The following is a 22,576-nucleotide window of genomic DNA, read 5'->3' on the forward strand; positions in this document are numbered from 1 at the left end:
GCGGCGGCGCCTAGCCCTGTAACGTCCGCCCATGGCGCGGACACAAGCGGCGGACTACGACGAACGAAAGGAAGCGATCGTTGAAACGGCCGCGGCCTTGTTCGCGCGTGAGAGCTTCAACGGTGCGTCGGTCGCTGATATCGCCAAGCGCGGCAAAATCTCGAAGAGCCTGATCTACCACTACTACCAGGCGAAGGAGGATATTCTCTACGACGTGATGATCAGCCATGTGCGTGCGCTGGAAGCCGCCGCGCGAGAGGTTGTCGATGCCGACGTGCGGCCCGAACGCAAGCTGCGTGAACTCGCGCACCGCTTCATGGCGCTCTATGTCGGCGCGGTGGACCGCCACAAGGTGTTGCTGAATGATCTGGATCATTTGCCAAAAGCACGACGCGCCGAGATCGTCACCGTTCAGCGCGGCCTGATCGAGATCGTGCGCAAGCTGCTGTTGGAAATCGAGCCGGCGCTCAAGAAGAAGAGCGGCGCCGGTTTCGCCGCCGCGATGCTCTTCTTCGGCACGATCAACTGGACCCACACCTGGTTCGATCCAAAGGGCCCCGTCAGCGCTGGCGCACTGGCCGAGATGGCGGTGGATCTAACATTGGGTGGTCTGGCGAAAGTAGCTGAGTAGCGACGCCCTAGGCGCCTACGCCGCGAGTGCGGGCATTTCCTTGGCGGCGGGCGCAAGAACGGCCGACACGCACAGTGTGAACGTGGATCCTTGGCCCGGCGCGCTTTCGACGCGAATGTCGCCGCCGAGCAGCTGCGCCAGTTCGCGCGTGATAGCGAGTCCCAATCCGGTGCCGCCATGGGTGCGCGTCACGGTGTCGTCTGCCTGCACGAAGGCTTTGAAAATCCTACCCATCTGCTCGGCCGTCATGCCGATGCCGGTGTCGGTCACGACGAAGACAAGATCTTCGCCCTCGCGGCGCGCGCTCAAGCGGATTTCACCCTGTTCGGTGAACTTAGCTGCGTTGGAGAGCAGATTGATGAGGCACTGACCTAGCCGGAACTCGTCGCTGCGCGTGGCGCCGATATTGGGCGCTACGTCGACGACGACTTGGTTGGCCCGAGCTCGGGCCAGATGGTCCACTGTGCCAACCACGCGTTCAATGAGATCGGAGACAGCGAAATCTTCAACCTTGAGCACGATGCGTCCAGCTTCGGCCTTGGAAATGTCGAGCAGGTCGTTGATCAGCCTTAGCAGCGTGCTTGCGGCCGCAATGATCCGATCGTGATCGTTCGCATCGCCCACACGGCCATCGGCGTCAGCATCCTCCTTGAGCATTTCGCTGTAGCCGACGATCGCGTTCAGCGGCGTGCGCAGCTCGTGGCTCATATTGGCGAGGAAGCGCGTTTTCGTCGCATTCGCCCTGTTGGCTGCATCCCGCTCGCGGCGCAAGCTGTCCTGCAGGCGTTCTTCCTCCGTGAGGTGGCGGCGCATTTGCCCGAACCATACCGCAAAGCACGCGAACAGCCCTGCGAGACAGCCCAACGCGGCGAGCAGCAATTCAACGCCAAGGCTCCGGGTAGCCGCATCAGCGCGATCACGCACCTCGGCAAGCGCCAGGTTGAGCCCGTTGGCGTACACCCGCTTTTCCTGATCGTACGCCGTTGAGGTCAGGAGCGCATAAGCCTCCTGCCCCTGCCTGTCCGCCGTCATCTCGAACGCACGGGTCTCCATGTCGACCAGCGCATCGTTTGCGGTGCTAATTTCATGGATATGGCGGAGAGCCTCATCCGTCGGGGCGTACCGTTCAACCGAGGCCAGAACCTCGTCGAGATCTTCCACGCCCGCTTCGTAGCGCCAGCGCCAACGGCGCTCACCAGTGCGCGCATAGAGCAGGGCCGAAGTGGTGAGCACTTCGTCGAGCTGGCGAATGTCGCTCAGCAGATCCTCGCTGCGACCCGTGGCGATGGCCGATTGTCGATAGGTTGAGAACACGACAACGGTCAGCGCGCCAGGAAGCGCGACGGCCACCATGGCAGCCGCCGCAACGACGCGCGCGCGCTGCTCTCGGGTCCACATGCGCGACGGCGTAACACAAACAAGGTTGAGGTCGCGTGAAGGATACTGCTGTTAAGCTTTTGTTTGCGCGTCTTAAACGGCGTCAACGCCTACGCGTCGTACGTCAGCGCCACGCCTTCCGTCAGCGGCGTTGCTTGGCACGTGAGCACGTAGCCTTCGGCCAATTCCTGCTCCGAAAGCCCGTAGTTCACCTTCATGCTCACTTCGCCCGCCGTCACTTTGGCGCGGCACGTCGCGCAAACACCGCCCTTGCACGCAAACGGCGCGGGGAGACCGGCGCCGCGCACATTGTCCAGGATCGAGTGTTTTTCCGGGTCGAACGCGACCTGCACGCGCCGCCCGTTCAGCGTCACGCTCATCTTCAGCCCCGCCGCCTTCTCCTCCAGCGCTCGCGCCGCGGCCGCTTGCGCCGCGGAGAGCGGCCCGGTTGTGAAGCGCTCGATTAGAATGCGCGGCTTGTCGACGCCTTTGGCGATCAGCGCTTCCTCAACCGCATCCATCATGGGACCTGGCCCGCAGATGAAGAATGCATCGACGTTCTGGGGGCGCACCACGGTCGACAGAACCTCCTCAACCTTGGTGCGATCGAGCCGGCCGTTGAACAGCTCAATCTCTTCTTCCTCTTCCTCGAGGAAATGAAACACCGAGAGCCGATCGAGATAGCGATCCTTCAGCCCGGCAATTTCCTCCAGAAACATCACGCCCGGCGAATTGCGGTTGCCGTAGAACAGCGTGAATCGCGAATGCGGCTCCATCGCCAACGCCGTTTTCAGCAGCGACAACACCGGCGTGATCCCAGATCCGCCCGCGAACGCCGCATACTCACGCCGCGCCGTCTCATCGAACGCCCAGCAGAACGAACCGTGCGGCGCCATGACGTCCATGACGTCGCCGGCTTTCAGCATATCGTTGACCCAGCCCGAGAACGCGCCGCCCGCGATCTTCTTCACGCCGATTTTCAGCATGCCTTCGCTCGGCGAAACGCACACGGAATAATTGCGCCGTAACTCCTCGCCGCCAATCTCGCGCCGGAAGGTGAGATGCTGGCCAGCGCGAAACTTAAACGCCTCGCGCAACTCTTCCGGCAACTCAAACCGCACCGACACCGCATCCGGCGTCTCGCGCTTTACCTCCGCCACTCGCAGCTTGTGAAAATCGATGCTCATTGTCCTCCCCCGTTTGCGGGGGAGGTGGCGAGCGGAGCGAGCCGGAGAGGCGCGTTTGCTAGTGACATTTGAATCTATCGAACGGCTCAGCGCACGCTTTGCAGCGCCACAGCGCTTTGCACGGCGTCGAGCCAAACCGTGAGATTTCTTCCGTATTGGACGAGCCGCACCGCGGACACTCCGCGGCTTGTGCATTCTTCAGCGCGGACGCAGCCGCGCCCTTCGGCGGTGGCGCAATCCCATAAGCATGTAGCTTCTCGCGCCCCGCATCGCTGATCCAATCGGTCGACCACGGCGGTGACAGCGTCGTCTCAATCGCTACGTCGCCAAAGCCGTTGGCATCCAACGCCGCGCGGATCATCTGCTCAATCGCCAGCGTCGCGGGGCACCCGGTGTATGTCGGCGTGATCGTCACTGCGTCGGCGCCAATCTCGCGCACGATGCCGAGATCAAGCACGGATACCGCCGGAATCTCCGGATCCGGCACATTGGCCAGCACCGCGCGGATGCGGTCAGTGTCGGTGATCGCGACCACGGCGCTCACCACGTCGCGCCCGGATAGGCGCGCTGCAGGAACTGCATCTCAGTCAGCAAATGCCCCAGATGCTCCGAATGCCGGCCGACGCGCCCGCCCAGCACCGGCCGCCGCGACGCAGGTCGCTCTAGCGTCGCATCTGCCAACACCGCATCAATCCGCGCGTCCCAAGCCGCACGTAACGCAGCCTTGTCCACGCCAACGCCAGCCTCCAACGCCGTGGCATCGACATCATCCATCGCGAACAATTCGTCGGCAAAACGCCACATCCAGTCCAGCCCCGCGATCATGCGCGCGCGGCTTTCCTCGGTGCCGTCACCCAGCCGCACCACCCAATCGCTCGCCAGCGTCACGTGATAGGCGGTTTCCTTGACCGCCTTCGCCGCAATCGCCGAGAGCTGCGCGTCCTTCGACGCCATCAGCGCCATGAACAGCAGCTCTTGGTAATGCGAGAACAGAAACAATCGCGCGATCGTCTGAGCGAAATCGCCGTTCGGCTGCTCGACCAGCAGACAGTTCGTGAAATCCATCACGTCGCGCCGGAACGCCAGTGCATCGCCGTCGCGGCCTTCGCCCTCAAGTGCGCCGGCGAGCCCGAGAAAATGCGTCGCTTGTCCCACTTGATCCAACGCCACGTTCGCCAGCGAAAGATCAACCTCCAGCGCCGGCGCATGCCCGCACCACTCGCCCAGCCGTTGACCAAGGATCAACGAGTCATCGCCAAGCCGCAGCGCATATGTCGCGAGAGGGGACATCAGATATGCGTGATCCCATCGGGAATTTTGTAGAAGGTCGGGTGGCGATAGACTTTGTCCTCCGCCGGTTCGAACAACGCCGCCGCATCGCCTGGATCAGACGCCACGATCTGCGCCGACGGCAACACCCATAAGCTCACACCTTCCATGCGCCGCGTATAGGTATCGCGCGCATGCTCCAGCGCCATCTTGCTATCGGCCGCGTGCACGCTGCCAACATGGCGGTGCGACAGCCCGCCCTTGCCGCGCACGAACACTTCCCACAACGGCCATTCCTTGCTCGGATCGCTCATCGCGCACTCATCCACATTGCTTTGTCAGCCACGCCTTCAGGTGAGCGAGATGATCCCAGCCATAGGCGTAGTCGGTTGATCCATGGGCGCGGAGATGCTCGAGCCGCTCCAGCGCTTCCGCCAACGTTGGAAAACACCCGACTTCAACGGGCCACATCACGAAAATCGCCTGCTTCGGCGCTTCGAACCACGAATGCTTGCCGTTGTAGATTTTCTTGTGCGCCGTGTTCCAGACGAAGTGCTCTAGCACCTCGACGTTTTCCCACACCGTCAAATTTGCGATGTCTTGCGGGTTGTCGGTGAACTTAATGTCCGTCGCCCCAGCGCCGCTCTCATCCTTCATGCGCCAGACGAAACCAGGCGTGCGCTTGGCCAGCGCGTTGATCGCATCGAGCGCATTCATGAACCCCGCCACGCGAGGATCGTCGAGGGGATACAGTGCGCGGCCGATATTGAGTTCAGCAACGTGCATGAGGCTCACTCCGCCGCCTGCTTCGCTGCCGCACGCTTCTCAGCATGCACGCGCGCCGCGTCGCGCACCCAAGCGCCGTCGTCCCAGGCCTTCTGCCGCGCCTGCATGCGCTCTTTTGCGACCGGCCCTTCGCCACGCACCACTGCGTAGAATTCTTCCCAGTCCACTTCGCCGAAATCGTAAGCGCCACGCTCTTCGTTCCACTTCAGCTTGTCGTCAGGCACTTTCAGCCCAATCGCCTCAGCTTGCGGCACGGTGATATCGACGAATTTCTGACGCAGCTCATCGTTGGTGTCGCGCTTGATGCGCCAGCGCATGCTTTGCTCGGTGTTCGGTGACTTCTCGTCCGGCGGGCCGAACATCATCAGCGACGGCCACCACCAGCGGTTCAACGCATCCTGCGCCATGCGCTTCTGCTCGGGCGTGCCCGCGGCCAGATGCATCGTGATCTCGTAACCCTGGCGCTGGTGGAAGCTCTCTTCCTTGCAGATACGAACCATCGCGCGCGCGTAGGGGCCGTACGAGGTCCGCTGCAGCGGCACCTGGTTCATGATCGCCGCGCCGTCAACCAGCCAGCCAATCGCGCCGATGTCCGCCCAGGTCAGCGTCGGGTAATTGAAGATCGTGGAGTACTTAGCTTTGCCGGAGAGCAACGCTTCGGTCATCTCATCGCGCGACGTGCCCAACGTCTCCGCCGCCGAGTAAAGATAAAGCCCGTGTCCGGCCTCATCCTGCACCTTCGCCAGCAGGATCGCCTTGCGGCGCAAATTCGGCGCACGCGTGATCCAATTGCCTTCCGGCAGCATGCCGACAATCTCGCTATGCGCATGCTGCGACATCTGCCGCACCAGCGTCTTACGATACGCGTCCGGCATCCAGTCCTTCGGCTCGATGAACTCATCGGCCGCCACGCGCGCTTCGAACGCTGCAAGCCTCGCCGGATCCTCGGCGACGGCCTCAGCCTTCTTCTTCCCAGAGAGGTCGGTGGTGTACATGCGCCAAGCCTTTCGGAACTTGCCTCAATCCTATCATTCGCTGACCGATCGGTCAATTAATTACCGTCCCGCCAATCGTCCGCGAAAGCCCAGTAAATTCAGCGATCACCGCGCCTTCGCCGGTTTTGACGCTGACCTGATAGACGCCGCTCCGCCCAGACCGCGACGCTTCCCGCGCTTCCGCAACCAGCTCATCGCCCGCCGCCGCCGGCGCCAAGAAGCTGATCGTCGCGTTCTGCGCGACGCTGGTTTCATTGCGCGAATTGCACGCATAGGCGAACGCCGTGTCGGCGAGCGCGAAGATCATGCCGCCGTGCGCGATGCGATGGCCGTTCAGCATGTCGTCGCGGAGTGTCATGCGAATGCGTGCGTAACCTTCGCGCGCTTCATCGATCGTGATGCCCCAGGCGGGACCGGTGCCCTCCAGCGCCAGCATCGCATCCGCCACCCGCCGCGCCAGCGCGTCCGCTTCCGTCATCGCATGTCTCGTGAATTGACCGACCACGCGTTCTATCATACGCCACCGCGATACGCGAGGAGGCGAGCAATGGACTACGAAACCATTCTGCTGGAGATCGCCAACGGCGCCGCCCGCCTCACGCTCAATCGCCCCGATCGCCTCAACAGCTTCACGGTGCAGATGCACGACGAAGTCTCGCGCGCGCTGGAGGCGGTGTCGAATAGCGATGCGCGCGTGCTCGTTCTCACCGGCGCCGGCCGCGGCTTCTGTGCAGGGCAGGATCTGTCCGATCGCGCCGTGGCGCCGGGCGGTGACGGCGTCGATCTCGGCGAGTCGCTGGAGAAACGCTACAATCCGCTGATCCGTCGCCTGACATCGCTCGAGCTTCCTGTGATCTGCGCGGTCAACGGCGTTGCCGCCGGCGCCGGCGCCAACATCGCGCTCGCGTGCGACATCGTTATTGCGGCGAGAAGCGCGAAGTTCATCCAGAGCTTCGCCAACATTGGACTCGTCCCCGACAGCGGCGGCACCTGGTCGTTGCCACGTCTGGCCGGCCAAGCGCGCGCCATGGGCCTCGCGCTGACAGGCGAACCGCTCACCGCCGAGCGCGCCGAAGCTTGGGGCGTGATCTGGAAATGCGTCGATGACGATAAACTGCGGGAAGAAACCGACGCGCTCGCCGCGAAGTTCGCGTCGGCGCCGACCAAAGGTCTAGCTGCCACCAAGAAATTGATCCGCGAAGGCGCCACGCGCACGCTTGCGGAACAACTCGATGTTGAACGCGACGCACAACGCGCCCTCGGTCGCACCGGCGATTACAAAGAAGGCGTCGCCGCCTTCATGGAAAAGCGCCCGCCGAATTTTGCCGGAAGCTGAGACATGAAACCGATCACGCTTCAGAATTACGCGGAAGGCCATTGGGTCGCCGGCGCCGGTGGGCTCGCTGAATTACGCTCCGCCGTGAACGGCGATGTCGTTGCGCTCACATCATCACAGGGACTTGATTTCGGCGCCATGCTTCGCTTCGCACGCGAGCATGGCGGCCCCGCGCTGCGCAAGCTCACGTTCCACCAACGCGCGCTCATGCTTAAGGCGCTCGCCGAAGCGCTCACCGCACGCAAGGACGAACTCTACGAGCTCAGCTACAGCACCGGCGCCACCAAGGGCGACAGCTGGATCGATATCGACGGCGGCATCGGGACCTTCGCCGTCTATCAAGGCAAAGGCCGCCGTGAACTCCCGAACGACACCATCCTGATCGACGGCGCCGTCGAAGCGCTGTCGCGCAACGGCACATTCCAGGGCCTGCACGTCTACACCTCGCTGCAAGGCGTCGCCGTCCACATCAACGCTTTCAATTTCCCGGTCTGGGGCATGCTCGAAAAGCTCGCGCCAACCTTCCTCGCTGGCGTCCCCGCCATCGTGAAGCCGGCCAGCGCAACGAGCTATCTCACCGAGGCCGCCGTGCGCATCATGCTCGAAGCCAACATTCTACCGAAAGGCGCGCTGCAGCTGATCGTCGGCGCCACCGGCGATTTATTCGAACATCTGACGACGCAGGACGTCGTCTCCTTCACCGGCTCCGCCAGCACAGCCGCCAAACTCCGCACTCACCCCGTCATCACGCGCGAAAGCGTCCGCTTCGTCGCCGAACAAGATTCGCTCAACGCCTCTGTGCTCGGTCCTGATGCGTCGCCCGACTCACCCGAGTTCGATCTCTTCATCAAGGAAGTCGTCCGCGAGATGACGGTGAAAGCGGGCCAAAAATGCACCGCCATCCGCCGCGGTCTTGTGCCCGCCAAGCTTCTCGACGCCGCGCAGGACGCGCTGAAAGCGCGTTTGGAAAAAATCACTGTCGGCGATCCGCGCGACGAAGCGACCAAGATGGGCGCCCTGGTCAGCACTAGCCAGCGCAACGACGTGCGCGACAAGATCAAGCAAATCGCCGCCGATGGCGCGATTGTTTACGGCGATCCCAACGCATCGCCGTTTAACGAGAAGGGCGCCTTCATCTCGCCGGTTCTGCTGCGCTGCGACAAACCGTGGGACGCGCGCGCTGTGCACGATGTCGAAGCGTTCGGCCCGGTTTCAACTTTGATGCCGTACCAAGACGGCGCCGACGCCATCGCACTCGCCAATCGCGGCAAGGGCTCGCTTGTAATGAGCGTGTTCACGCACGACACGGATTTCGCGGGCGACGTTGTGCACAGCTCAGGCTCGTTCCACGGCCGCATCGCCTTCATTGACCGCGACAGCGCCAAGGAATCCACTGGCCACGGTTCGCCGATGCCGCACATGACTCACGGTGGCCCCGGCCGCGCCGGCGGCGGCGAGGAGATGGGCGGCATCCGCGGCGTGAAGCACTACATGCAACGCACCGCGCTGCAGGGCCATCCGCGCGTGCTCGCTGCGATCACCAATCGCTACATCGCCGGCATGCCGGTGCAAGAGGCGAGCGAACACCCGTTCCGCCGCAAGTTCCACGACCTGCCGATCGGGTATCAGCTCAAAACCAAATCGCGCGAAATCACGCTCGACGATATCGAACACTTCGCCCACTTCACCGGCGACACCTTCTACGCCCACATGGATGAAGCCGCCGCCGCCGCCAATCCGCTGTTCGGCGGCCGCGTCGCGCACGGCTATCTCATCCTTGCATTCGCAGCCGGACTCTTTGTGGATCCCGATCCAGGTCCAGTGCTCGCCAATTACGGCCTAGACAATCTGCGCTTCGTCAAACCGGTGAAGCCCGGCGAAGCGATCCAAGTCGCGCTCACCGTGAAAGACAAAACGCTGCGCAAGCCCGATCAGGGCGAAGTGCGCTGGGACGTCCTTGTCACCAATCGCGAAGGCGAGACCGTCGCGGCTTACGATCTACTCACGATGAACGCGGCCTAATATGGACCGCCGGCGCCCTCGCCGGCAAACACCGGCGCATGCCGGCGAGGGCGCCGGCGGTCCATATTGGATTAAGCCACAGCCTTCAACGCTTCCACAAAGCGCGGAATATCCGCTTCGCGCAGGCCAGCGACGTTGATCCGCGCCGAGTCTGTCATGTAGATGCCGTGCTCCTCGCGGAGCCGCCCGACTTGCGCTTCCGAGAGCGGCAGCGTCGAGAACATGCCCTTTTGCCCCGCGATCAAATGCATCGGCAGCGAATTCACCCGCGCCTCGGCAAGCTTCGCGCGCGTGCGCTTCATGTGTCCTCGGATGGCGTCGAGTTCGTCGCGCCACGATTGCCGCAACGCTTCGTCGCCAAGCACTTCACGCACGATCGAAGCACCGTGGTCTGGCGGCATCGAGTAGTTCGCCCGCGCGATCGCGGCGAGGTTGCTCATCACCGCCGGCCGCGCCTTCTCTGCCGACTTCACATAGAGCGCGCCAACCCGTTCGCGATAAATCCCGAACGTCTTCGCCTCGGACACCGCGATCACCGCCTCAGGTACACGCTCCAGGAACGCGCGAGCGCCCGCAACGTCCTCGTCAATGCCGTCGCCGAAGCCTTGGTAGGCGAGATCGAGGAAGGGGATAATGCCGCGTGCGTTCAGCGCATCCGCAAGCTCCAACCACTGATCCGCCGAGAAGTCCGCGCCCAGCGGATTGTGACACACCGCCTGCAAAATCACCGCATCACCGCGTTCCGCTTGCGTGATGCCGTCCATGAGTGCGTCCATATCGATACGCTGTTCGGCGACATCGAAGAACGGCGCATCGAGCGCCTTGAGTCGCGCTGCGCGCACGATCGCCGGATGGTTAGGCCAGCATGGTTGCGGCAGCACGATGCGCTTGGCGCCGCTCTCACGCAACAAATCGCACCCCAAACGCAACGCGCCGGTGCCGCCGACCGCCTGAATCGAAACGAAATCGCGCGCCATTTCACCAAAAGCCAGCTGGCCGACCAGCTTCAGAAAATCCACGTCGCCTTGCTGGCCGACATACGTTTTCGTCTTCTGCGTCGCCAGCAGCAGCGCCTCGGCATCCTTCACCGCTTGCATCACCGGCGTATTACCCCTCGCGTCCTTATAGACGCCGACGCCAAGGTCGATCTTGTCGCTCCGTGTGTCCTCGCGAAACATCTTGATGATCTTCAGCAGCGGATCAGGCGATTTGGGCGCGAGCGTTTTGATCATTGTTCGTCTTCCAAAGGCCAGGTTTCGAGATTTTCGACAAAGCGCGTCAGCCACGCATTGGTCTGGTGACCATCGAGCACACGGTGATCGATGGTGAGCGATACGTACGCCATCGGCTTGATCACCATCGCGTCGGCGCCGCCGATCGTGCGGACGACAACGCGCTTCTCCAGTTTGCCGACGCCGAGGATCGCCGATTGCGGCTGGTTGATGATGATCGGCGTTGCGACAAGCGAACCGGAAACGCCGTGATTGGAAATCGTGAACGTGCCGGCTTGCACGTCAGCCGGCTTCAACGCGTTTTTTCGCGCACGTTCCGCCAGATCCGTCAGCTTCGTCGCCGTTTCCTTGAGCGTCAGCGTCTGCGCGCGCTGGATCACCGGAACGATCAACCCCTTATCGCCCAGCGCCACGCCCATGCCGATGTTCGCATCCTCGAACACTTCAAGGAAATCGTCGTGCCAGCGCGCGTTGACGTTCGGCGAAACCTTCATCGCCTCCGCCGCCGCCCGCACAATGTACGCGGAGTAGGTCAGCTGCGCGCCGCTCCTGGCGTACGCATCCTTGTGCTTTGTACGATGCGCCGCGATCGCGGAGAAATCCGCCTCGAACACCGCCGTCACATGCGGCGCGGTCGCGACAGAGCGCGACATGTGTTCGGCGATCGAGCGTCGCATGGCGTCGTGTGGAACGCGCCCGCCAACGATAGCGGCTGGCGCTGGTTTCGCCGCAGGCATTGCCTTGCCGCGAGCAACGAAGTCTTCGACATCCTTGTGCGTGATACGCCCATCGCGCCCCGTGCCGTTGACATCGGCAGCATCAAGTTTGTGATCCGACAGCAAACGCTTCACCAGTGGAGAGAGCCGCGCTTCTCTCTCGCCTTCGGACGGCCGGCTTCCGGCCGGCCACTTCGCTTCAACCGATTGAGTGTTTGCAGGCGTGCCGGCTGGAAGCCGGCGGTCCGCAGCTGCAACGCGGAGCGTAAGCACACCCAACGTTGCCCCCGGCGCCGCCTCTTCACCTTCATTCAGCGCGATCGACGCCAGCACGCCATCCGCCGGCGCCGGCACTTCCACCGCGACCTTATCCGTCTCAAGTTCAACGATCGGCTCATCGCGCTTCACCGCGTCGCCAACGCGCTTCAGCCACACGCGCACAACTGACTTCGAGCCTTCCTGCTCCAGCGGCATCACGATGTTGGCGGTGTCGCTCATTCAGAAGCCCACCAGCTCAGTGATCTTCGCCGCAATCCGTTCAGCCGACGGCAGCGCCCACTCCATTAGTTTGGGATGGTGCGGCGAGGGGATGTCCGGCATCGTCATCCGCACCACCGGCGCATCAAGGTCGAGGAAAGCCTGATCCGCCACCACCGCCGCGATCTCGGCGCCGAAACCGCCGGTGCCGATATCTTCATGCACGATGAAGCAGCGATGCGTGCGCCGCACGGAGGCGAGCACCGCTTCGCTATCCCACGGCGCCAGCGTCCGCAGATCAATGATATCAGCGCTAACCTCCGCCTTGTCCGCCGCCGCCTCGCACCGCTCCACCATCGCGCCCCACGCGACAACGGTAATGTCGCCACCTTCGCGCACGCGTTTAGCCACGCCAAACGGCAGCGCAAAATCATCGCCCGGATAAGGCCGTCGCGCGCTCGCGGCGTCGAGCATATTGCGATGCTCGAGAAACATCACCGGATCGTTGCCGCGCAACGCCGTACGCAGCAAACCCACCGCATCCTCAGCGTTGGAAGGGCAGACCACGCGCCACCCGGGCGAATGCACGAACTGCACTTCGTTGGTCTGCGAGTGCCACGGGTCGCCGCACTTGAAGAAGCCGACCGGCATCCGCACCACCATCGGCGCCGCAAACCTATTCGCCGTCCGCCACCGCATCGTGCCGCAATCGTTGATCTGCTCGCACGCTGGGTCGGCGTACTTCCGAAACTGAATTTCAGGCACGGGCATCAGCCCCGCGATCGCCATGCCGACAGCGCGGCCGATAATGCCTTCCTCTGAAAGCGACGTATCGAACACGCGTTCAACGCCGTACTTCTCTTGCAAGCCCAGCGTCACGCCATGCACGCCGCCTTTCGGCCCGACGTCTTCGCCGAACACCAGAACGCGCGGATTGACCGCGAGTTCGTGATCCAGCGTCCGACGGATCGCCGTGATCATGTTGATGCGCGCGCCTTCGGGCTTGGCGTCATCGCTTGAGCGTGGCGCGTCGTAGCCTGTATTCCAAAGCCCGCCTTCATCCTGCAATGCGCCATCTTCGCTGAACACGAAGCGCGTCACCTGCGAAGGCTCGCTCACTGGCCGCTGATCCGCGATCTTCGCGGCGCGCTCGACAAGCTCCTTCGCGTTCGCCTCAAGCGCGTCCCATTCCTTCGCATCGATCAGCGATGGCACGACATGCGCCTTCAGCTTCGGCAACGGATCGCGCGCCCACTCGGCGTCCACCGTCTCTTTCGACTTGTACGCTTGCGTGTCTTGAAACGAGTGTCCCTGCAGCCGCGGCACCGCGAGACGCAGTAGGGTAGGGCCCAACCCAGCGCGCACATGGCCAACCGCTTCCGAAATTAGCTCGGCGGCAGCTACCGGATCCGTGCCGTCGCCATCGAGCACCTTGAGCCCAGAAAAGCTCGCCAGATTCTTTGCGATGTTTTCGCCCGGCGTTTGCAGCCATCCCGGTGTCGAGATGCCGAAGCCGTTGTCTTCGATGTAGAACAGCATCGGTAACTTCAGCGTCGTCGCCATCGTCAGCGCTGACCAGAACCCGTTCGTCGCCACCGACGCATCGCCACCGAGCACGACCCCCATCGCGCCGTCATAGGAGTGATCGCCCAGCACGCTCTTGCAATACTCGATCGCCTGCGCGTAGCCGGCGGTCGGCGTGTACTGCGCGCCGACTCCACCGCACATCGGCAACGCGGACGCGCCCGACGCATTCGGGTAGTTGAACACGACCCCGATATCGCGCCCGTCGCTATAACCGCCAGCGCGGCCCATCGCCGAGCCCAGCGCGTCTTCCAGCTTCACGCCGAGCGACAACAGGATCGGCCGCGAGCGGTAGTAACCGCAGATCGCGTCTTTCAGGTGCGTCAAGTGCAATCCCAGCAGCACTTGCGCCATGTCGTGACCGCGCGCGCTGAACTGGTAGAAAATCTTCTTGCCCGGAACGAGGTGCTGCTCCTCGATCGCGTCCATCGCCCGCGAGCACTGCACCAACTCGACGACGCGCTTCCAATCGGTGTCGACCTGAGTTTTCGGGGCAGGCTTCGGCTTGGAGCTCATGGACCGGGACAATACTGTCATTTCAACGCAATTGCCGTGCATTCTAGGCGTCGACCGGCTATTATCCGCACAAATGATGCATAACTGGCCCAAAATTGCATGAAAACAGACAAAATCGAGCTGAATCAAGCTGATCGGCGGCTACTGTTTGCGATTCAGCGCGACGCCTCCGTGTCGCAAGCCGACCTGGCGGAAAAGTCGGGCATTTCGGCGAGCCAAGTTTCACGCCGTCTCGCCCAATTAAAAGAAGACGGCGTCCTAAAGGGCATTGTCGGCGTGCTGGAGCCAGAGCGCGCGGGCCTCACCTGTTCGGCGATCATCCGCGTGCGCCTGCGCGATCACGCCGCCGCCAACGTGAAGCAGTTCCGTGATCTCGTCGCGCGCATGAACGAAGTTACGCTCTGCGTGATGACGACGGGCGAGACGGATTACCTCATGAAGATCGTCGCGCGCGACTTGCCGCACTTTCAGGAAATCGTGCAGTCCAAATTGCTGCGCTGCGCCGCTATCGCACACATGGAAAGCTCGATTGTGCTGGAGCACTTGAAGGACACAACGGCGTTGCCGCTCGACGAAGCCTAAGCTGTCCTGTTCGTATCCGTGGCCTGAACCGGCGCAACGTGCGCGCTGCTCGCAGCGGTTTGCTGATAGAAGCGTAGGCGCTTTTCGTCCGCGAGCAATGTCATCAATTCATCCAGCGGAGCTGGCCGCGACACCAAATAGCCCTGCGCCAGATTGCAGCGCATCGTGGCGAGCAGCGCGAACGCCGCCGGCGTCTCCACGCCCTCAGCCGTTACATCCATGCCCAGGCCATGCGCCAAGTCGATTGTCGAGCGAACCAAGAGCGCGTCGCGTTGGCTCGTCGTGATGTTTTGCACGAACATCTTGTCGATCTTCAGCTCATGCGCCGGCAATTGCTTGAGATAGGCGAGGGAGGAGAGCCCCGAGCCGTAATCGTCGATCGCAACGCGAATGCCATTGGCCGCGAATAGCTCGATGTTTTCGAGCGCGACCTTCGGGTTATCGATCACCGCTGTTTCCGTGATCTCGAAGCAGATCGTGTGCGGCGCCTGGCGCACGCGCTGAATGGCGCTTTGCGCGAAGTCGGTATCGCTCAAAAGTCGCGCTGAAATGTTGATCGCCAGCGTCAATTTGAAACCCGCCGCACTGAGCCGCTGCTGATCCTCAACAGCGCGCTGCAAAACCCAATCGGTAAGCGCGCGCACGTGACCGGTTTCTTCCGCCATCGGCACGAACAGATCCGGCGGGATCATGCCGCGGCTCGGATGGCGCCAGCGCACTAGACTTTCAGCGCTATCGATGCGGCCGGTGCGGTAATTGTACTTGGGCTGGTGCACAAGATGGATGTCGCCATCCTCCAGCGCACGCCGCATTTCACCCATCAGCGAAAGGTTGCGCGCCGGATCGCCATACGCGGCCGGATCGAACACGCCGACCTTTTGCAACGAAGCACGCGCCTGATCCAGCGCGATGCTGGCGCGTTCGATCATCGAGGCGGGGCTCTCACCCTTTGCGCGTGGTTGCGCCACGCCGACGGTGACGTTGATGTCGACGACCTGGCCTTCGAGCGACAGCGACTCTTCAAGGTTCGCCACCAGCGCGGCCGCGCGTTTGCGTGCATCGGCTTCGTCATTGGCCAGGAACGCGACGCCCAGCATGTCACTCGACAAGCGCCCAAGCGGCGCGTTGGGCACCAGGCGAGCGAGCCGCGATCCCAGCGTGCGCATCAAAGCGCCGATCAACGAATAGCCGATGGCGCCGCGAACGTGCGCGAAGCGGTCGACACCAATCGCCGCCAAATAAAGCCGTTCCGGCTGCGCGACCGCCAGTTTGCGCTCCAGCGCCAGCCTGTTCGGCAACCGCGTTTCGCCGTCATGGTAGGCCAGCTGTGTGATCTTGCGTTCGCGTTCGCGGATCGCCTCACTCATCGCGTTGAAGCTCGCGGCGACACGCGAAAGCTCGTCCTTGGTGCGCACCACGATGCTCTCGTAGACGCCCTGCTGCATTTTCTTCGCCGCGGTTTCGAGCGTCGATAGCGGTTGCGTGATGCTGCGCGCCAGGAACCACGATCCAGCGATCAACAGCGCGAGGCCCGCAAGTCCGATCGCCAATAGCGTATTGAACAACGCGCCGTACGGTGAAAGCGCCCTGGAAAGGGGATAGCGCAACAGCAGTACGCTTCGTGTGCCGTCAAGCGAAGGCAGCGGGCGCACGAGTGCGAGCGCGGCGCCGCTGGACGTTTCAAGTTCGGCCGCCACGATTGATGTCGAAGCCGTTGCTTGGTCGATAAACGCCACGGTCTCCGCGGTCGCGAGATCGTCGCCATCCGTCCAGCCGGCGCTGGTCTTGAAAAACGTCGTTGCACGCACGGGCGTTGACGATAATTGCTCGAGCCCAGTCAACTCTCCCCGGTCAAGCCGTGCGCCGAGCACGACCCAGCCCTGCGCCATTGGCAGCGGCGCCGTTGTCGTCTGATAGAGATCGTCGCCAGACAAAAACACGCCTTGCGGCGTCTGCTCGCGCCCGAGCGCCACCTGCAGACCGGGTGTCACGGAGGCGTTGGGCCCGCCGTGTTCGCCCACGATCAAGCCTTCGCGCGTGACCAGAAACGCGATGTCAGCCCCCGCCGCTTCACGCAGCGCGCTCAGGCGCGCTTCGATCTGGCGATCGTCGCGCGCGGCGGCGGCGGCTTGGAAGATTGGCGAACCGGCTGTTTGAAACGCGCTGTCTTGCAGGTGATCGAAACGAAGCGCCCAAGTGCGGTCAAACACAGCCCCGATGCTGGCTAGTTGTGCGCGCGCAATCCGCTGCGTGTTGCCTTCAATAACGACGTAGGCGGTGGCGCCGATGAGCAGAAGCGTCGCGCAGAACAACGCCGCGTACAAAACCGTCAGCTTGACCCGCAGGTGCTTGAACATCGCCTAGCCGCGTCTGTTCGGGTGCGAAACGCGGGGCGCGAGTCGATGCATGCGTCTTGTGTAGCGCACGCTCTTGAAGTCAGCGTTAACTTTAGGACAGCGGCCTAGTGCTGACCGTGCGTAGCGCCCGCTCGTACCGGCAGCGCAATATCCATGACGCCGGCATGTTCGAACGTCAGCTGCACCGGAATCTCTTCGCCGGCCGCGAAGGGTTGCGTGACGCCGAAAAACATCAAGTGGCGTCCGCCCGGCGCGAGTTCGATGCGCTCGCCCGGCCCGATCGGCAGCGCCGCTATCGAGCGCATCTGCATCACGGCGCCGTCCATCGTCATCTCATGGATTTCAACCCTCGCCGCACGCGCGCTCGAAGCAGAAACGAGTTGATCGGCGCTGTCGCCGTCATTGGCGATGGTGAGATAGCCGGCCGAGACATCAACGCCACCCAGAGTCGGCGATGCCCAAGTGTCGAGCACTTGCAGGCGCATCGATGAGATCTGTTCGGTCGTGGCCTCTTCCGCGGGCTGTTGCGGAGCGCCGCATGCCGCGGCCATGGAGACGATCAGAACACAAAAAAAGGCTCTCATGACCGAGAGCCTTGGCGTGCCTTTACGGCATTGTCATCCGGCGCAATGCCGCACCCAGCGCGCGCCCCGCGCGTAGTGCGCGGGGCCGCGGGTAACGCCGGTTACGGCGTGTTCGGATTGCCGTCGTTTGCGTCTTCAGCGGCTTCATCAACGGCTTCGCCGGCTTGTTGGACATCTTCGCCAACGCCTTCGACCGTGTTGCAAGCGCCGAGCGAGATAGCGCCGATAATGGCGGCCATCGCGACGAGCGGGGACGTGATCTTACGGGACATATGCGACTCCATGGTGTGCGCCGCGCCGCCCAAGCGGCGCGCGTTACAACAACGTCGCGCCGCCTGCACTGTTCCGTATTCGTTAATTCAAGGAACCTGTGCTTTCGAAGAAAAGCGCCTGGCTCACGGCCGCGCGCACCATGTCAGGCGAATACGGCTTCGTGATCAGGAACGTTGGCTCCGGCCGTTCGCCGGTGAGCAAACGGTCGGGGAAGGCCGTGATGAAAATCACCGGCACTTCGAACGATGCGAGAATTTCCTTCACCGCATCGATGCCTGACGATCCGTCTGCCAATTGAATGTCGGCCAACACCAGATCCGGACGCTCGCGTTTCGCCGCCGCCACCGCCGCGGACGCCGTCGCTTCCACCGCGCAGACATCGTGTCCGGCGCCGGTCACCAGATCGCTGAGATCCATCGCGATCACCGCTTCGTCTTCAATAATCAGAATCCGCGCCTTGGTTTGGCGATCGAGTTCTTCCAGCGCTTCATCAATGAGCGCGTTCACCTCTTCCGGCGAACGGCCAAGAATTTCTCCAGTCTCTTGCACCGTGAAACTCTCCAACGTCGTGAGCAGCAAGGCTTGGCGCGTCAGCGGAGACAACGCACGCAGACGCTCCTGCGCCTTCTTCGCGCCGCGCGCGGTCTCGTCGGCCTCGACTTCGACGTTGCCGCTCTCCCAGATGCGGTGAAACACTTGGTAGAGACCCGCGCGCGGGTCGAGGTTTCGCGGAAACTCCTCCGGACGGGCCACAATCGCCTCCAGAGCGGCGGCCACAAATGCGTCACCGCTGGGCTGCGCGCCGGTCAAAGCGCGCGCGTACCGGCGCAGCAACGGCAGATGGGGCGCAATTTCCCTAGCCAGAGACATATACGATCCTTTGTTTTCGTTGGATTTTTGTGGTTCAGGTGGCTGAAGGCTCATTGTACTCTCCCATCCCAGCGAGCCAAGACAAACGCGGTCGCCTGAAAAAAGTTCCTGAACGCCGGAACAGGGTGGCGGTGACGGCGTTCTGATCGATGCGCGGGTCCGACCAGGACTGGTTAGACGGGGGTTTGATCGGCACAATGCGGCGGAAAGACGAGATGGAAACTCTAGTGACGAGAAAACCGCCCCAGGACGGGAGCGCCCAAAAAGCGCGAAAGACCAGCGGCAATCACAAGGCGCTGATCACGCGGAATCTGCGGCTCGCCTTTGGCGAAGTGGCGAGCGAGCCCGTGCCCGATCGTTTTCTCGACTTGCTCGGCAAGCTCGATACCGCGGAGGGCAAAAAGCAATGAACGCGCCCGCTGCTTTCAAGACGGAGCTCATTGAGCTTCTGCCCAGCCTCCGCGCATTCGCGCGGTCACTGGCCCACAACCCCGCGCAAGCCGACGATCTGGTGCAAGACACTCTGGTCAAGGCGTTGGCCAACGTCGATCGCTTTGAGCAAGGCACCAATCTGCGCGCTTGGCTCTTCACGATCCTGCGCAACCATTATTATTCGCAGCTTCGCAAATCGAAGCGCGAGATCGAAGACGCGGACGGCAAGTTCGCGGCGCGGCTTTCCTCGCGCCCCGAACAGGATGGCTCGGTCGATCTCGAAGACTTCAAGGTCGCCTTCCAACAACTCGCGCCCGATCATCGCGAAGTGCTGACGCTCGTCGGCGCCTCGGGATGCTCCTACGAAGAAGCCGCGCACATTTGCGGTTGCGCCGTCGGCACGATCAAAAGTCGTGTCAATCGCGCCCGCAAAAAGCTCTCCGAAATGCTCGGCCTTGACGAAGACCCCTCCCTCGTGTCCGGAGAAGGGCGCATGGTTGAGGATACGGCGAACGTGTGAAGCCTCAGGGCGAAAAGCAGTTCAGTTTCTGGCCCCGCGCATTGTCCTTCCGGTCAATGCGCGGGCGCATGGCTTTATTGCTCGGCCTCGCCATGTTGCCCGCCGGCGCGATCGCCATGCAGGTCGGGCTGAACGCCGTCGAAGCGCGCCAGGCCGCCTTCGAAGAAACACTGGGCCGCCGCGCCTTGCAGTCGATTTCCGTCGAACGCAGCGCCATCGACGAATTGCGCGAATTGCTCCGCGTGCTGGCGGCGAGCCCCGAACTCCGCGAAAGCGGCGTCGGCGATTGCCGTGAGTGGCTAGGCGGCGTTGTCGAGCGCTATCGCACCATCGCATCAATGGCCGTGACCGATGATCGCGGCTTCGTCCGTTGCAGCGTTCCCGCGGCGCCATCGGGCTTCAGGAGCCGCAATAGCGCGTTGCGACAGCGCGCTGTTGCGCGCGATGGCTTTACGATCGGATTTGTCGAGTACTCCGCGCTCGCTCAACGGCCGGTGCTTGCCGCGATGGAGCCGATTCGCAACGACGCCGGCCGTCGCGTAGGCTTCGTGTCGGCGTCGATGGCAATTGACGATTTGCGCGAGCTGCTCGATCGCGGCCGCTCTCTCGACGGCGCGCGGGCGGTCATCGTCGATCTCGATGGCCGGATCATCGCCCAATCGTCCGTCGACCGTAGCCGCCGCGCGCCAGGCTTGCCGACAGTCGAACAAATCCGCCGCATGATCGGGCCGGAGCCGGCCTTCATAGAAGTGCCGCATGGCAACGCCGTCGTCGTGCCACTCCATGCACCAGACCTATATGCGGTGATGTCTTGGGCGCCGGATCAATCGCCAGTCCGCCGCTGGGCCGGCTTGGCTGTTTCAATCGCGGCGCCGCTCATGATCTGGCTGCTCGCGATCGGCGCCGGCTGGTTCGCGATCGAGATTTTCGTAGCGCGGCCGCTGTCGCAGCTGGAAAGCGCCGCGCGCGGCTTTGCGCGTGGCGAGGATGTCATGGAGGGGCCTTCGCTCGCGAGCGCGCCCGATGAGATCCGCTCGCTTCGCCGCACGCTGGCGGCGATGGCGAAGACGCTCCGCGGCCGCGAACAGCGGCTCATTGAGGCGCTCAGCGAGGAGCGCGCCTTGCTGCGCGAAGTCCATCACCGCGTGAAGAACAATCTGCAAATGGTCGCCAGTCTCCTGAACATTCAGGCGCGCGACGCACGCGATGAGTCCGAAGCGTGGGGCCTCGCCCGCGCGCATGATCGGGTTCAGCTCATGGCGCTGGTGCACCAGCGGATCTATTCTTCCGGCGAAGTTCGCGCCCTCAGACTGGACGATCTGGCCGCGGAAATTGCGCGTCAACTGCTGCAATCACGCGGTGCGCAGGCCAAGGACGTCACGCCCAAAATTGACGTCGGCGAAGCGCGTGTCGATGTCGATCGCGCCGTGCCGCTGGCGTTCTTGATTGGGGAGGGCATCTCCGCGGCGCTCGACAGCCTCGCGGATGCCCGCGGTGAACTTGCCTTAAGTTTGCGCCAAGATCCGGATGGCGAGGCTCGCTTTGCGATCATCACGAGCGGGCAAGCTGCGAATACGCCAAGTCCAAGCACGCGCCTCATCGACGCCTTCGCGCGCCAACTCGGCGCGTCGGTTGGCCGAACGCCCGGTAGCGCGTTCGCGCTTTGGGTGCGGGTGCCTCCGGCGGCGCACAATAGCGCCGCCGGCCAATCTGATTCAGCGACGCGCCAGGACCATACCCAACAGCAAGCCGGCGCCGAGTGAAATTCCAATCGCCGCGCCCGGATGACTGCGAACCTGCTCGACCGCATATTCGCTGCCTTCAGCGGCGCGCGTGCGCATATCGCGGCCCAGACCTTCGAGCCGTTGACCCGCGTGCTTCACTTCTTCGCGAGCGGCTTTGCGGGCGGCGTCCGCCAGCTTCGTCATGTCTTTCCGCAATTCGGTGAAATCATCCAGCACGTCGGTCGTGCGTGACTTCAGCGCCGAGCGCGCGTGTCCATTCTTGCGCCCGCGCATCCCTGTGTCCAAGGCCTGTGCCATGTTGAAACTCCTCGTATTGCATCGCAGCGACCCCAGGCCGCCTTTGTTCTCAACACGTGGTTTCGCGCCGGGTTCCTGCGCCATTACCGCGCGGAACTTCGCGGACGCAGCTCGCGTTGCGTCTGCACACTGATGGAGTTCCGGACATGCTCAGCTGGGCGCTGGTGTTTTTCATTCTCGCGATCGTCGCGGGCTATTTCGGCTTCTTTGGCTTGGCCGGCATGGCGGCCGGCATCGCCAAAATCCTATTCTTGCTCTTCCTCGCTTTGCTCGTGATCAGCTTCGTCGTCCGCGCCATTCGCGGCCAGTCGGTGACGTGACGTGAATCTCGTCTCTTTCATCTTCGGCGAGCGCCCGTCGTCTCGGCGCTACATCACCGAGCCGCCCGAAAACGTCACTTGGCGCTCGATCCGACCGAAGGCTGTTCAGCTTCCCGTGCGCGCTTGGCGCGCCGAGGCCGACCGCGAACTCCAGACAAGTCACGGCGTGCTTCACGCTCGTGGCGGTGAGGATTTCATCGTCAATCATGGCGACGAGAATTACGCCGTGGTCAGCCCCGATATCTTTGAGCGCACCTATGAACCGCTCGGCGGCGGCCTATATCGGAAACGGACGGACGTTACGCTCCGCTACTTCACGCTCGATCACGCCGCCACCATCCAAACTTTGGAAGGCGAGCAGCACGCCCGACGCGGCGACTGGATCGTGCAGGGCGTCAACGGCGAGTTATGGCCCGTTCCGCCCGAAACGGCGCGCGAAAAATACGAACCCGCCTGACGGAGACTCCC

General features: G+C 63.0%; 25 protein-coding genes. 9 read left to right on the plus strand and 16 right to left on the minus strand.

Annotation, left to right across the window (positions count from 1 at the left end; genetic code table 11):
• Window positions 1-31 precede the first annotated feature (31 nt).
• A complete protein-coding gene (locus DSM104635_RS03250; protein WP_158764825.1) occupies window positions 32-631 on the plus strand; it encodes a TetR/AcrR family transcriptional regulator in 600 nt (199 codons plus the stop codon).
• A gap of 15 nt (window positions 632-646) precedes the next feature.
• Here DSM104635_RS03250 and DSM104635_RS03255 read toward each other — a convergent pair whose 3' ends face one another.
• The 8 genes from DSM104635_RS03255 to paaI all read right to left on the minus strand — a co-directional run bounded on the left by DSM104635_RS03255 (window position 647) and on the right by paaI (window position 6,723).
• Window positions 647-2,029: a sensor histidine kinase gene (locus DSM104635_RS03255; protein ID WP_158764826.1), complete on the minus strand. Its 1,383-nt coding sequence runs from the start codon at window positions 2,027-2,029 to the stop codon at window positions 647-649.
• Window positions 2,030-2,118: 89 nt separating this feature from the next.
• Window positions 2,119-3,195, minus strand: coding sequence for a 1,2-phenylacetyl-CoA epoxidase subunit PaaE (gene paaE / locus DSM104635_RS03260; RefSeq protein ID WP_158764827.1), 1,077 nt, complete (start codon window positions 3,193-3,195; stop codon window positions 2,119-2,121).
• Between the two features lie 58 nt (window positions 3,196-3,253).
• Window positions 3,254-3,739 carry a 1,2-phenylacetyl-CoA epoxidase subunit PaaD gene (paaD, locus tag DSM104635_RS03265; RefSeq protein ID WP_158764828.1) on the minus strand — a complete coding sequence of 162 codons (486 nt, stop codon included), beginning with the start codon at window positions 3,737-3,739 and terminating at the stop codon, window positions 3,254-3,256.
• Complete coding sequence (paaC, locus tag DSM104635_RS03270; RefSeq protein WP_228445823.1) at window positions 3,736-4,485, minus strand: 1,2-phenylacetyl-CoA epoxidase subunit PaaC; 750 nt, start codon at window positions 4,483-4,485, stop codon at window positions 3,736-3,738. Before paaC ends, paaD begins: the two co-directional genes overlap by 4 nt.
• The gene (gene paaB / locus DSM104635_RS03275; RefSeq protein ID WP_158764829.1) at window positions 4,485-4,778 is read right to left on the minus strand and encodes a 1,2-phenylacetyl-CoA epoxidase subunit PaaB; all 294 of its coding nucleotides are present in this window, start codon (window positions 4,776-4,778) and stop codon (window positions 4,485-4,487) included. Before paaB ends, paaC begins: the two co-directional genes overlap by 1 nt.
• A 7-nt stretch (window positions 4,779-4,785) precedes the next feature.
• Entirely contained in the window at window positions 4,786-5,250 is a 465-nt protein-coding gene (locus tag DSM104635_RS03280; RefSeq protein ID WP_158767989.1) for a DUF3291 domain-containing protein, read from the minus strand.
• Window positions 5,251-5,255: 5 nt separating this feature from the next.
• Entirely contained in the window at window positions 5,256-6,245 is a 990-nt protein-coding gene (gene paaA / locus DSM104635_RS03285; RefSeq protein WP_158764830.1) for a 1,2-phenylacetyl-CoA epoxidase subunit PaaA, read from the minus strand.
• A 52-nt stretch (window positions 6,246-6,297) separates the two neighbouring features.
• Window positions 6,298-6,723 carry a hydroxyphenylacetyl-CoA thioesterase PaaI gene (gene paaI, locus DSM104635_RS03290; RefSeq protein WP_158764831.1) on the minus strand — a complete coding sequence of 142 codons (426 nt, stop codon included), beginning with the start codon at window positions 6,721-6,723 and terminating at the stop codon, window positions 6,298-6,300.
• Between the two features lie 69 nt (window positions 6,724-6,792).
• On the opposite strand from paaI, the gene paaG reads away from it, so the two are divergent.
• Window positions 6,793-7,581, plus strand: coding sequence for a 2-(1,2-epoxy-1,2-dihydrophenyl)acetyl-CoA isomerase PaaG (gene paaG, locus DSM104635_RS03295; protein ID WP_158764832.1), 789 nt, complete (start codon window positions 6,793-6,795; stop codon window positions 7,579-7,581).
• Window positions 7,582-7,584: 3 nt separating this feature from the next.
• Window positions 7,585-9,603: a phenylacetic acid degradation bifunctional protein PaaZ gene (paaZ, locus tag DSM104635_RS03300; protein ID WP_158764833.1), complete on the plus strand. Its 2,019-nt coding sequence runs from the start codon at window positions 7,585-7,587 to the stop codon at window positions 9,601-9,603.
• A 71-nt stretch (window positions 9,604-9,674) separates the two neighbouring features.
• Here paaZ and DSM104635_RS03305 read toward each other — a convergent pair whose 3' ends face one another.
• Genes DSM104635_RS03305 through DSM104635_RS03315 form a run of 3 tightly spaced genes read right to left on the minus strand, consistent with a single transcriptional unit; the run spans window position 9,675 to window position 14,128 of the window.
• A complete protein-coding gene (locus DSM104635_RS03305; RefSeq protein ID WP_158764834.1) occupies window positions 9,675-10,835 on the minus strand; it encodes an amino acid aminotransferase in 1,161 nt (386 codons plus the stop codon).
• Complete coding sequence (locus tag DSM104635_RS03310) at window positions 10,832-12,049, minus strand: dihydrolipoamide acetyltransferase family protein (protein WP_158764835.1); 1,218 nt, start codon at window positions 12,047-12,049, stop codon at window positions 10,832-10,834. Before DSM104635_RS03310 ends, DSM104635_RS03305 begins: the two co-directional genes overlap by 4 nt.
• Window positions 12,050-14,128, minus strand: coding sequence for an alpha-ketoacid dehydrogenase subunit alpha/beta (locus DSM104635_RS03315; protein ID WP_158764836.1), 2,079 nt, complete (start codon window positions 14,126-14,128; stop codon window positions 12,050-12,052).
• Between the two features lie 99 nt (window positions 14,129-14,227).
• Here DSM104635_RS03315 and DSM104635_RS03320 point away from each other — a divergent pair, with 99 nt between their 5' ends.
• Window positions 14,228-14,710 (plus strand): Lrp/AsnC family transcriptional regulator, encoded by a 483-nt coding sequence (locus DSM104635_RS03320; RefSeq protein ID WP_158764837.1) that lies wholly within the window; start codon window positions 14,228-14,230, stop codon window positions 14,708-14,710.
• On the opposite strand, the gene DSM104635_RS03325 is transcribed toward DSM104635_RS03320, so the two are convergent.
• The 4 genes from DSM104635_RS03325 to DSM104635_RS03340 all read right to left on the minus strand — a co-directional run bounded on the left by DSM104635_RS03325 (window position 14,707) and on the right by DSM104635_RS03340 (window position 18,794).
• Window positions 14,707-17,067 (minus strand): putative bifunctional diguanylate cyclase/phosphodiesterase, encoded by a 2,361-nt coding sequence (locus tag DSM104635_RS03325; RefSeq protein ID WP_158764838.1) that lies wholly within the window; start codon window positions 17,065-17,067, stop codon window positions 14,707-14,709. The two genes, DSM104635_RS03320 and DSM104635_RS03325, sit on opposite strands and share 4 nt — an antisense overlap.
• Before the next feature lie 104 nt (window positions 17,068-17,171).
• The gene (locus DSM104635_RS03330; protein ID WP_158764839.1) at window positions 17,172-17,651 is read right to left on the minus strand and encodes a copper chaperone PCu(A)C; all 480 of its coding nucleotides are present in this window, start codon (window positions 17,649-17,651) and stop codon (window positions 17,172-17,174) included.
• 101 nt (window positions 17,652-17,752) lie between these two features.
• Window positions 17,753-17,923 (minus strand): entericidin A/B family lipoprotein, encoded by a 171-nt coding sequence (locus DSM104635_RS03335; RefSeq protein WP_158764840.1) that lies wholly within the window; start codon window positions 17,921-17,923, stop codon window positions 17,753-17,755.
• Window positions 17,924-18,005: 82 nt separating this feature from the next.
• Window positions 18,006-18,794: a response regulator gene (locus DSM104635_RS03340; RefSeq protein ID WP_158764841.1), complete on the minus strand. Its 789-nt coding sequence runs from the start codon at window positions 18,792-18,794 to the stop codon at window positions 18,006-18,008.
• 227 nt (window positions 18,795-19,021) lie between these two features.
• Between DSM104635_RS03340 and DSM104635_RS03345 the strand changes: the two genes are divergently transcribed.
• The 3 genes from DSM104635_RS03345 (at window position 19,022) to DSM104635_RS03355 (ending at window position 21,509) form a co-directional block, all read left to right on the plus strand.
• Window positions 19,022-19,204 (plus strand): NepR family anti-sigma factor, encoded by a 183-nt coding sequence (locus DSM104635_RS03345; RefSeq protein ID WP_228445824.1) that lies wholly within the window; start codon window positions 19,022-19,024, stop codon window positions 19,202-19,204.
• The gene (locus tag DSM104635_RS03350; RefSeq protein ID WP_158764842.1) at window positions 19,201-19,746 is read left to right on the plus strand and encodes a sigma-70 family RNA polymerase sigma factor; all 546 of its coding nucleotides are present in this window, start codon (window positions 19,201-19,203) and stop codon (window positions 19,744-19,746) included. Before DSM104635_RS03345 ends, DSM104635_RS03350 begins: the two co-directional genes overlap by 4 nt.
• Before the next feature lie 68 nt (window positions 19,747-19,814).
• The gene (locus tag DSM104635_RS03355) at window positions 19,815-21,509 is read left to right on the plus strand and encodes a sensor histidine kinase (protein ID WP_158764843.1); all 1,695 of its coding nucleotides are present in this window, start codon (window positions 19,815-19,817) and stop codon (window positions 21,507-21,509) included.
• Here the strand turns inward: DSM104635_RS03355 and DSM104635_RS03360 are convergent.
• Entirely contained in the window at window positions 21,462-21,788 is a 327-nt protein-coding gene (locus tag DSM104635_RS03360) for an ElaB/YgaM/YqjD family protein (protein ID WP_158764844.1), read from the minus strand. The two genes, DSM104635_RS03355 and DSM104635_RS03360, sit on opposite strands and share 48 nt — an antisense overlap.
• A 146-nt stretch (window positions 21,789-21,934) precedes the next feature.
• Between DSM104635_RS03360 and DSM104635_RS03365 the strand changes: the two genes are divergently transcribed.
• Both DSM104635_RS03365 and DSM104635_RS03370 read left to right on the plus strand, forming a co-directional pair.
• Window positions 21,935-22,108, plus strand: coding sequence for a DUF1328 domain-containing protein (locus DSM104635_RS03365; RefSeq protein ID WP_158764845.1), 174 nt, complete (start codon window positions 21,935-21,937; stop codon window positions 22,106-22,108).
• Between the two features lies 1 nt (window position 22,109).
• Window positions 22,110-22,565: a hypothetical protein gene (locus DSM104635_RS03370; protein WP_158764846.1), complete on the plus strand. Its 456-nt coding sequence runs from the start codon at window positions 22,110-22,112 to the stop codon at window positions 22,563-22,565.
• Window positions 22,566-22,576: the final 11 nt, after the last annotated feature.

The organism is Terricaulis silvestris, assembly GCF_009792355.1.
Lineage (GTDB): Bacteria > Pseudomonadota > Alphaproteobacteria > Caulobacterales > Aquidulcibacteraceae > Vitreimonas > Vitreimonas silvestris.

Bases quoted from the DNA above. Each gene is read 5' to 3' on its own strand.
- DSM104635_RS03280 (WP_158767989.1), bottom strand. From the start codon at position 5,250: ATGCACGTTGCTGAACTCAATATCGGCCGCGCACTGTATCCCCTCGAC.
- DSM104635_RS03355 (WP_158764843.1), top strand. From the start codon at position 19,815: ATGGCTTTATTGCTCGGCCTCGCCATGTTGCCCGCCGGCGCGATCGCC.
- DSM104635_RS03330 (WP_158764839.1), bottom strand. From the start codon at position 17,651: ATGAGAGCCTTTTTTTGTGTTCTGATCGTCTCCATGGCCGCGGCATGC.
- DSM104635_RS03335 (WP_158764840.1), bottom strand. From the start codon at position 17,923: ATGTCCCGTAAGATCACGTCCCCGCTCGTCGCGATGGCCGCCATTATC.
- DSM104635_RS03360 (WP_158764844.1), bottom strand. From the start codon at position 21,788: ATGGCACAGGCCTTGGACACAGGGATGCGCGGGCGCAAGAATGGACAC.
- paaI (WP_158764831.1), bottom strand. From the start codon at position 6,723: ATGACGGAAGCGGACGCGCTGGCGCGGCGGGTGGCGGATGCGATGCTG.
- paaC (WP_228445823.1), bottom strand. From the start codon at position 4,485: ATGTCCCCTCTCGCGACATATGCGCTGCGGCTTGGCGATGACTCGTTG.
- DSM104635_RS03340 (WP_158764841.1), bottom strand. From the start codon at position 18,794: ATGTCTCTGGCTAGGGAAATTGCGCCCCATCTGCCGTTGCTGCGCCGG.
- paaG (WP_158764832.1), top strand. From the start codon at position 6,793: ATGGACTACGAAACCATTCTGCTGGAGATCGCCAACGGCGCCGCCCGC.
- paaZ (WP_158764833.1), top strand. From the start codon at position 7,585: ATGAAACCGATCACGCTTCAGAATTACGCGGAAGGCCATTGGGTCGCC.
- DSM104635_RS03320 (WP_158764837.1), top strand. From the start codon at position 14,228: ATGAAAACAGACAAAATCGAGCTGAATCAAGCTGATCGGCGGCTACTG.
- DSM104635_RS03250 (WP_158764825.1), top strand. From the start codon at position 32: ATGGCGCGGACACAAGCGGCGGACTACGACGAACGAAAGGAAGCGATC.
- DSM104635_RS03305 (WP_158764834.1), bottom strand. From the start codon at position 10,835: ATGATCAAAACGCTCGCGCCCAAATCGCCTGATCCGCTGCTGAAGATC.
- DSM104635_RS03365 (WP_158764845.1), top strand. From the start codon at position 21,935: ATGCTCAGCTGGGCGCTGGTGTTTTTCATTCTCGCGATCGTCGCGGGC.
- DSM104635_RS03315 (WP_158764836.1), bottom strand. From the start codon at position 14,128: ATGAGCTCCAAGCCGAAGCCTGCCCCGAAAACTCAGGTCGACACCGAT.
- DSM104635_RS03255 (WP_158764826.1), bottom strand. From the start codon at position 2,029: ATGTGGACCCGAGAGCAGCGCGCGCGCGTCGTTGCGGCGGCTGCCATG.
- DSM104635_RS03350 (WP_158764842.1), top strand. From the start codon at position 19,201: ATGAACGCGCCCGCTGCTTTCAAGACGGAGCTCATTGAGCTTCTGCCC.
- DSM104635_RS03325 (WP_158764838.1), bottom strand. From the start codon at position 17,067: ATGTTCAAGCACCTGCGGGTCAAGCTGACGGTTTTGTACGCGGCGTTG.
- paaA (WP_158764830.1), bottom strand. From the start codon at position 6,245: ATGTACACCACCGACCTCTCTGGGAAGAAGAAGGCTGAGGCCGTCGCC.
- DSM104635_RS03310 (WP_158764835.1), bottom strand. From the start codon at position 12,049: ATGAGCGACACCGCCAACATCGTGATGCCGCTGGAGCAGGAAGGCTCG.
- paaB (WP_158764829.1), bottom strand. From the start codon at position 4,778: ATGAGCGATCCGAGCAAGGAATGGCCGTTGTGGGAAGTGTTCGTGCGC.
- paaE (WP_158764827.1), bottom strand. From the start codon at position 3,195: ATGAGCATCGATTTTCACAAGCTGCGAGTGGCGGAGGTAAAGCGCGAG.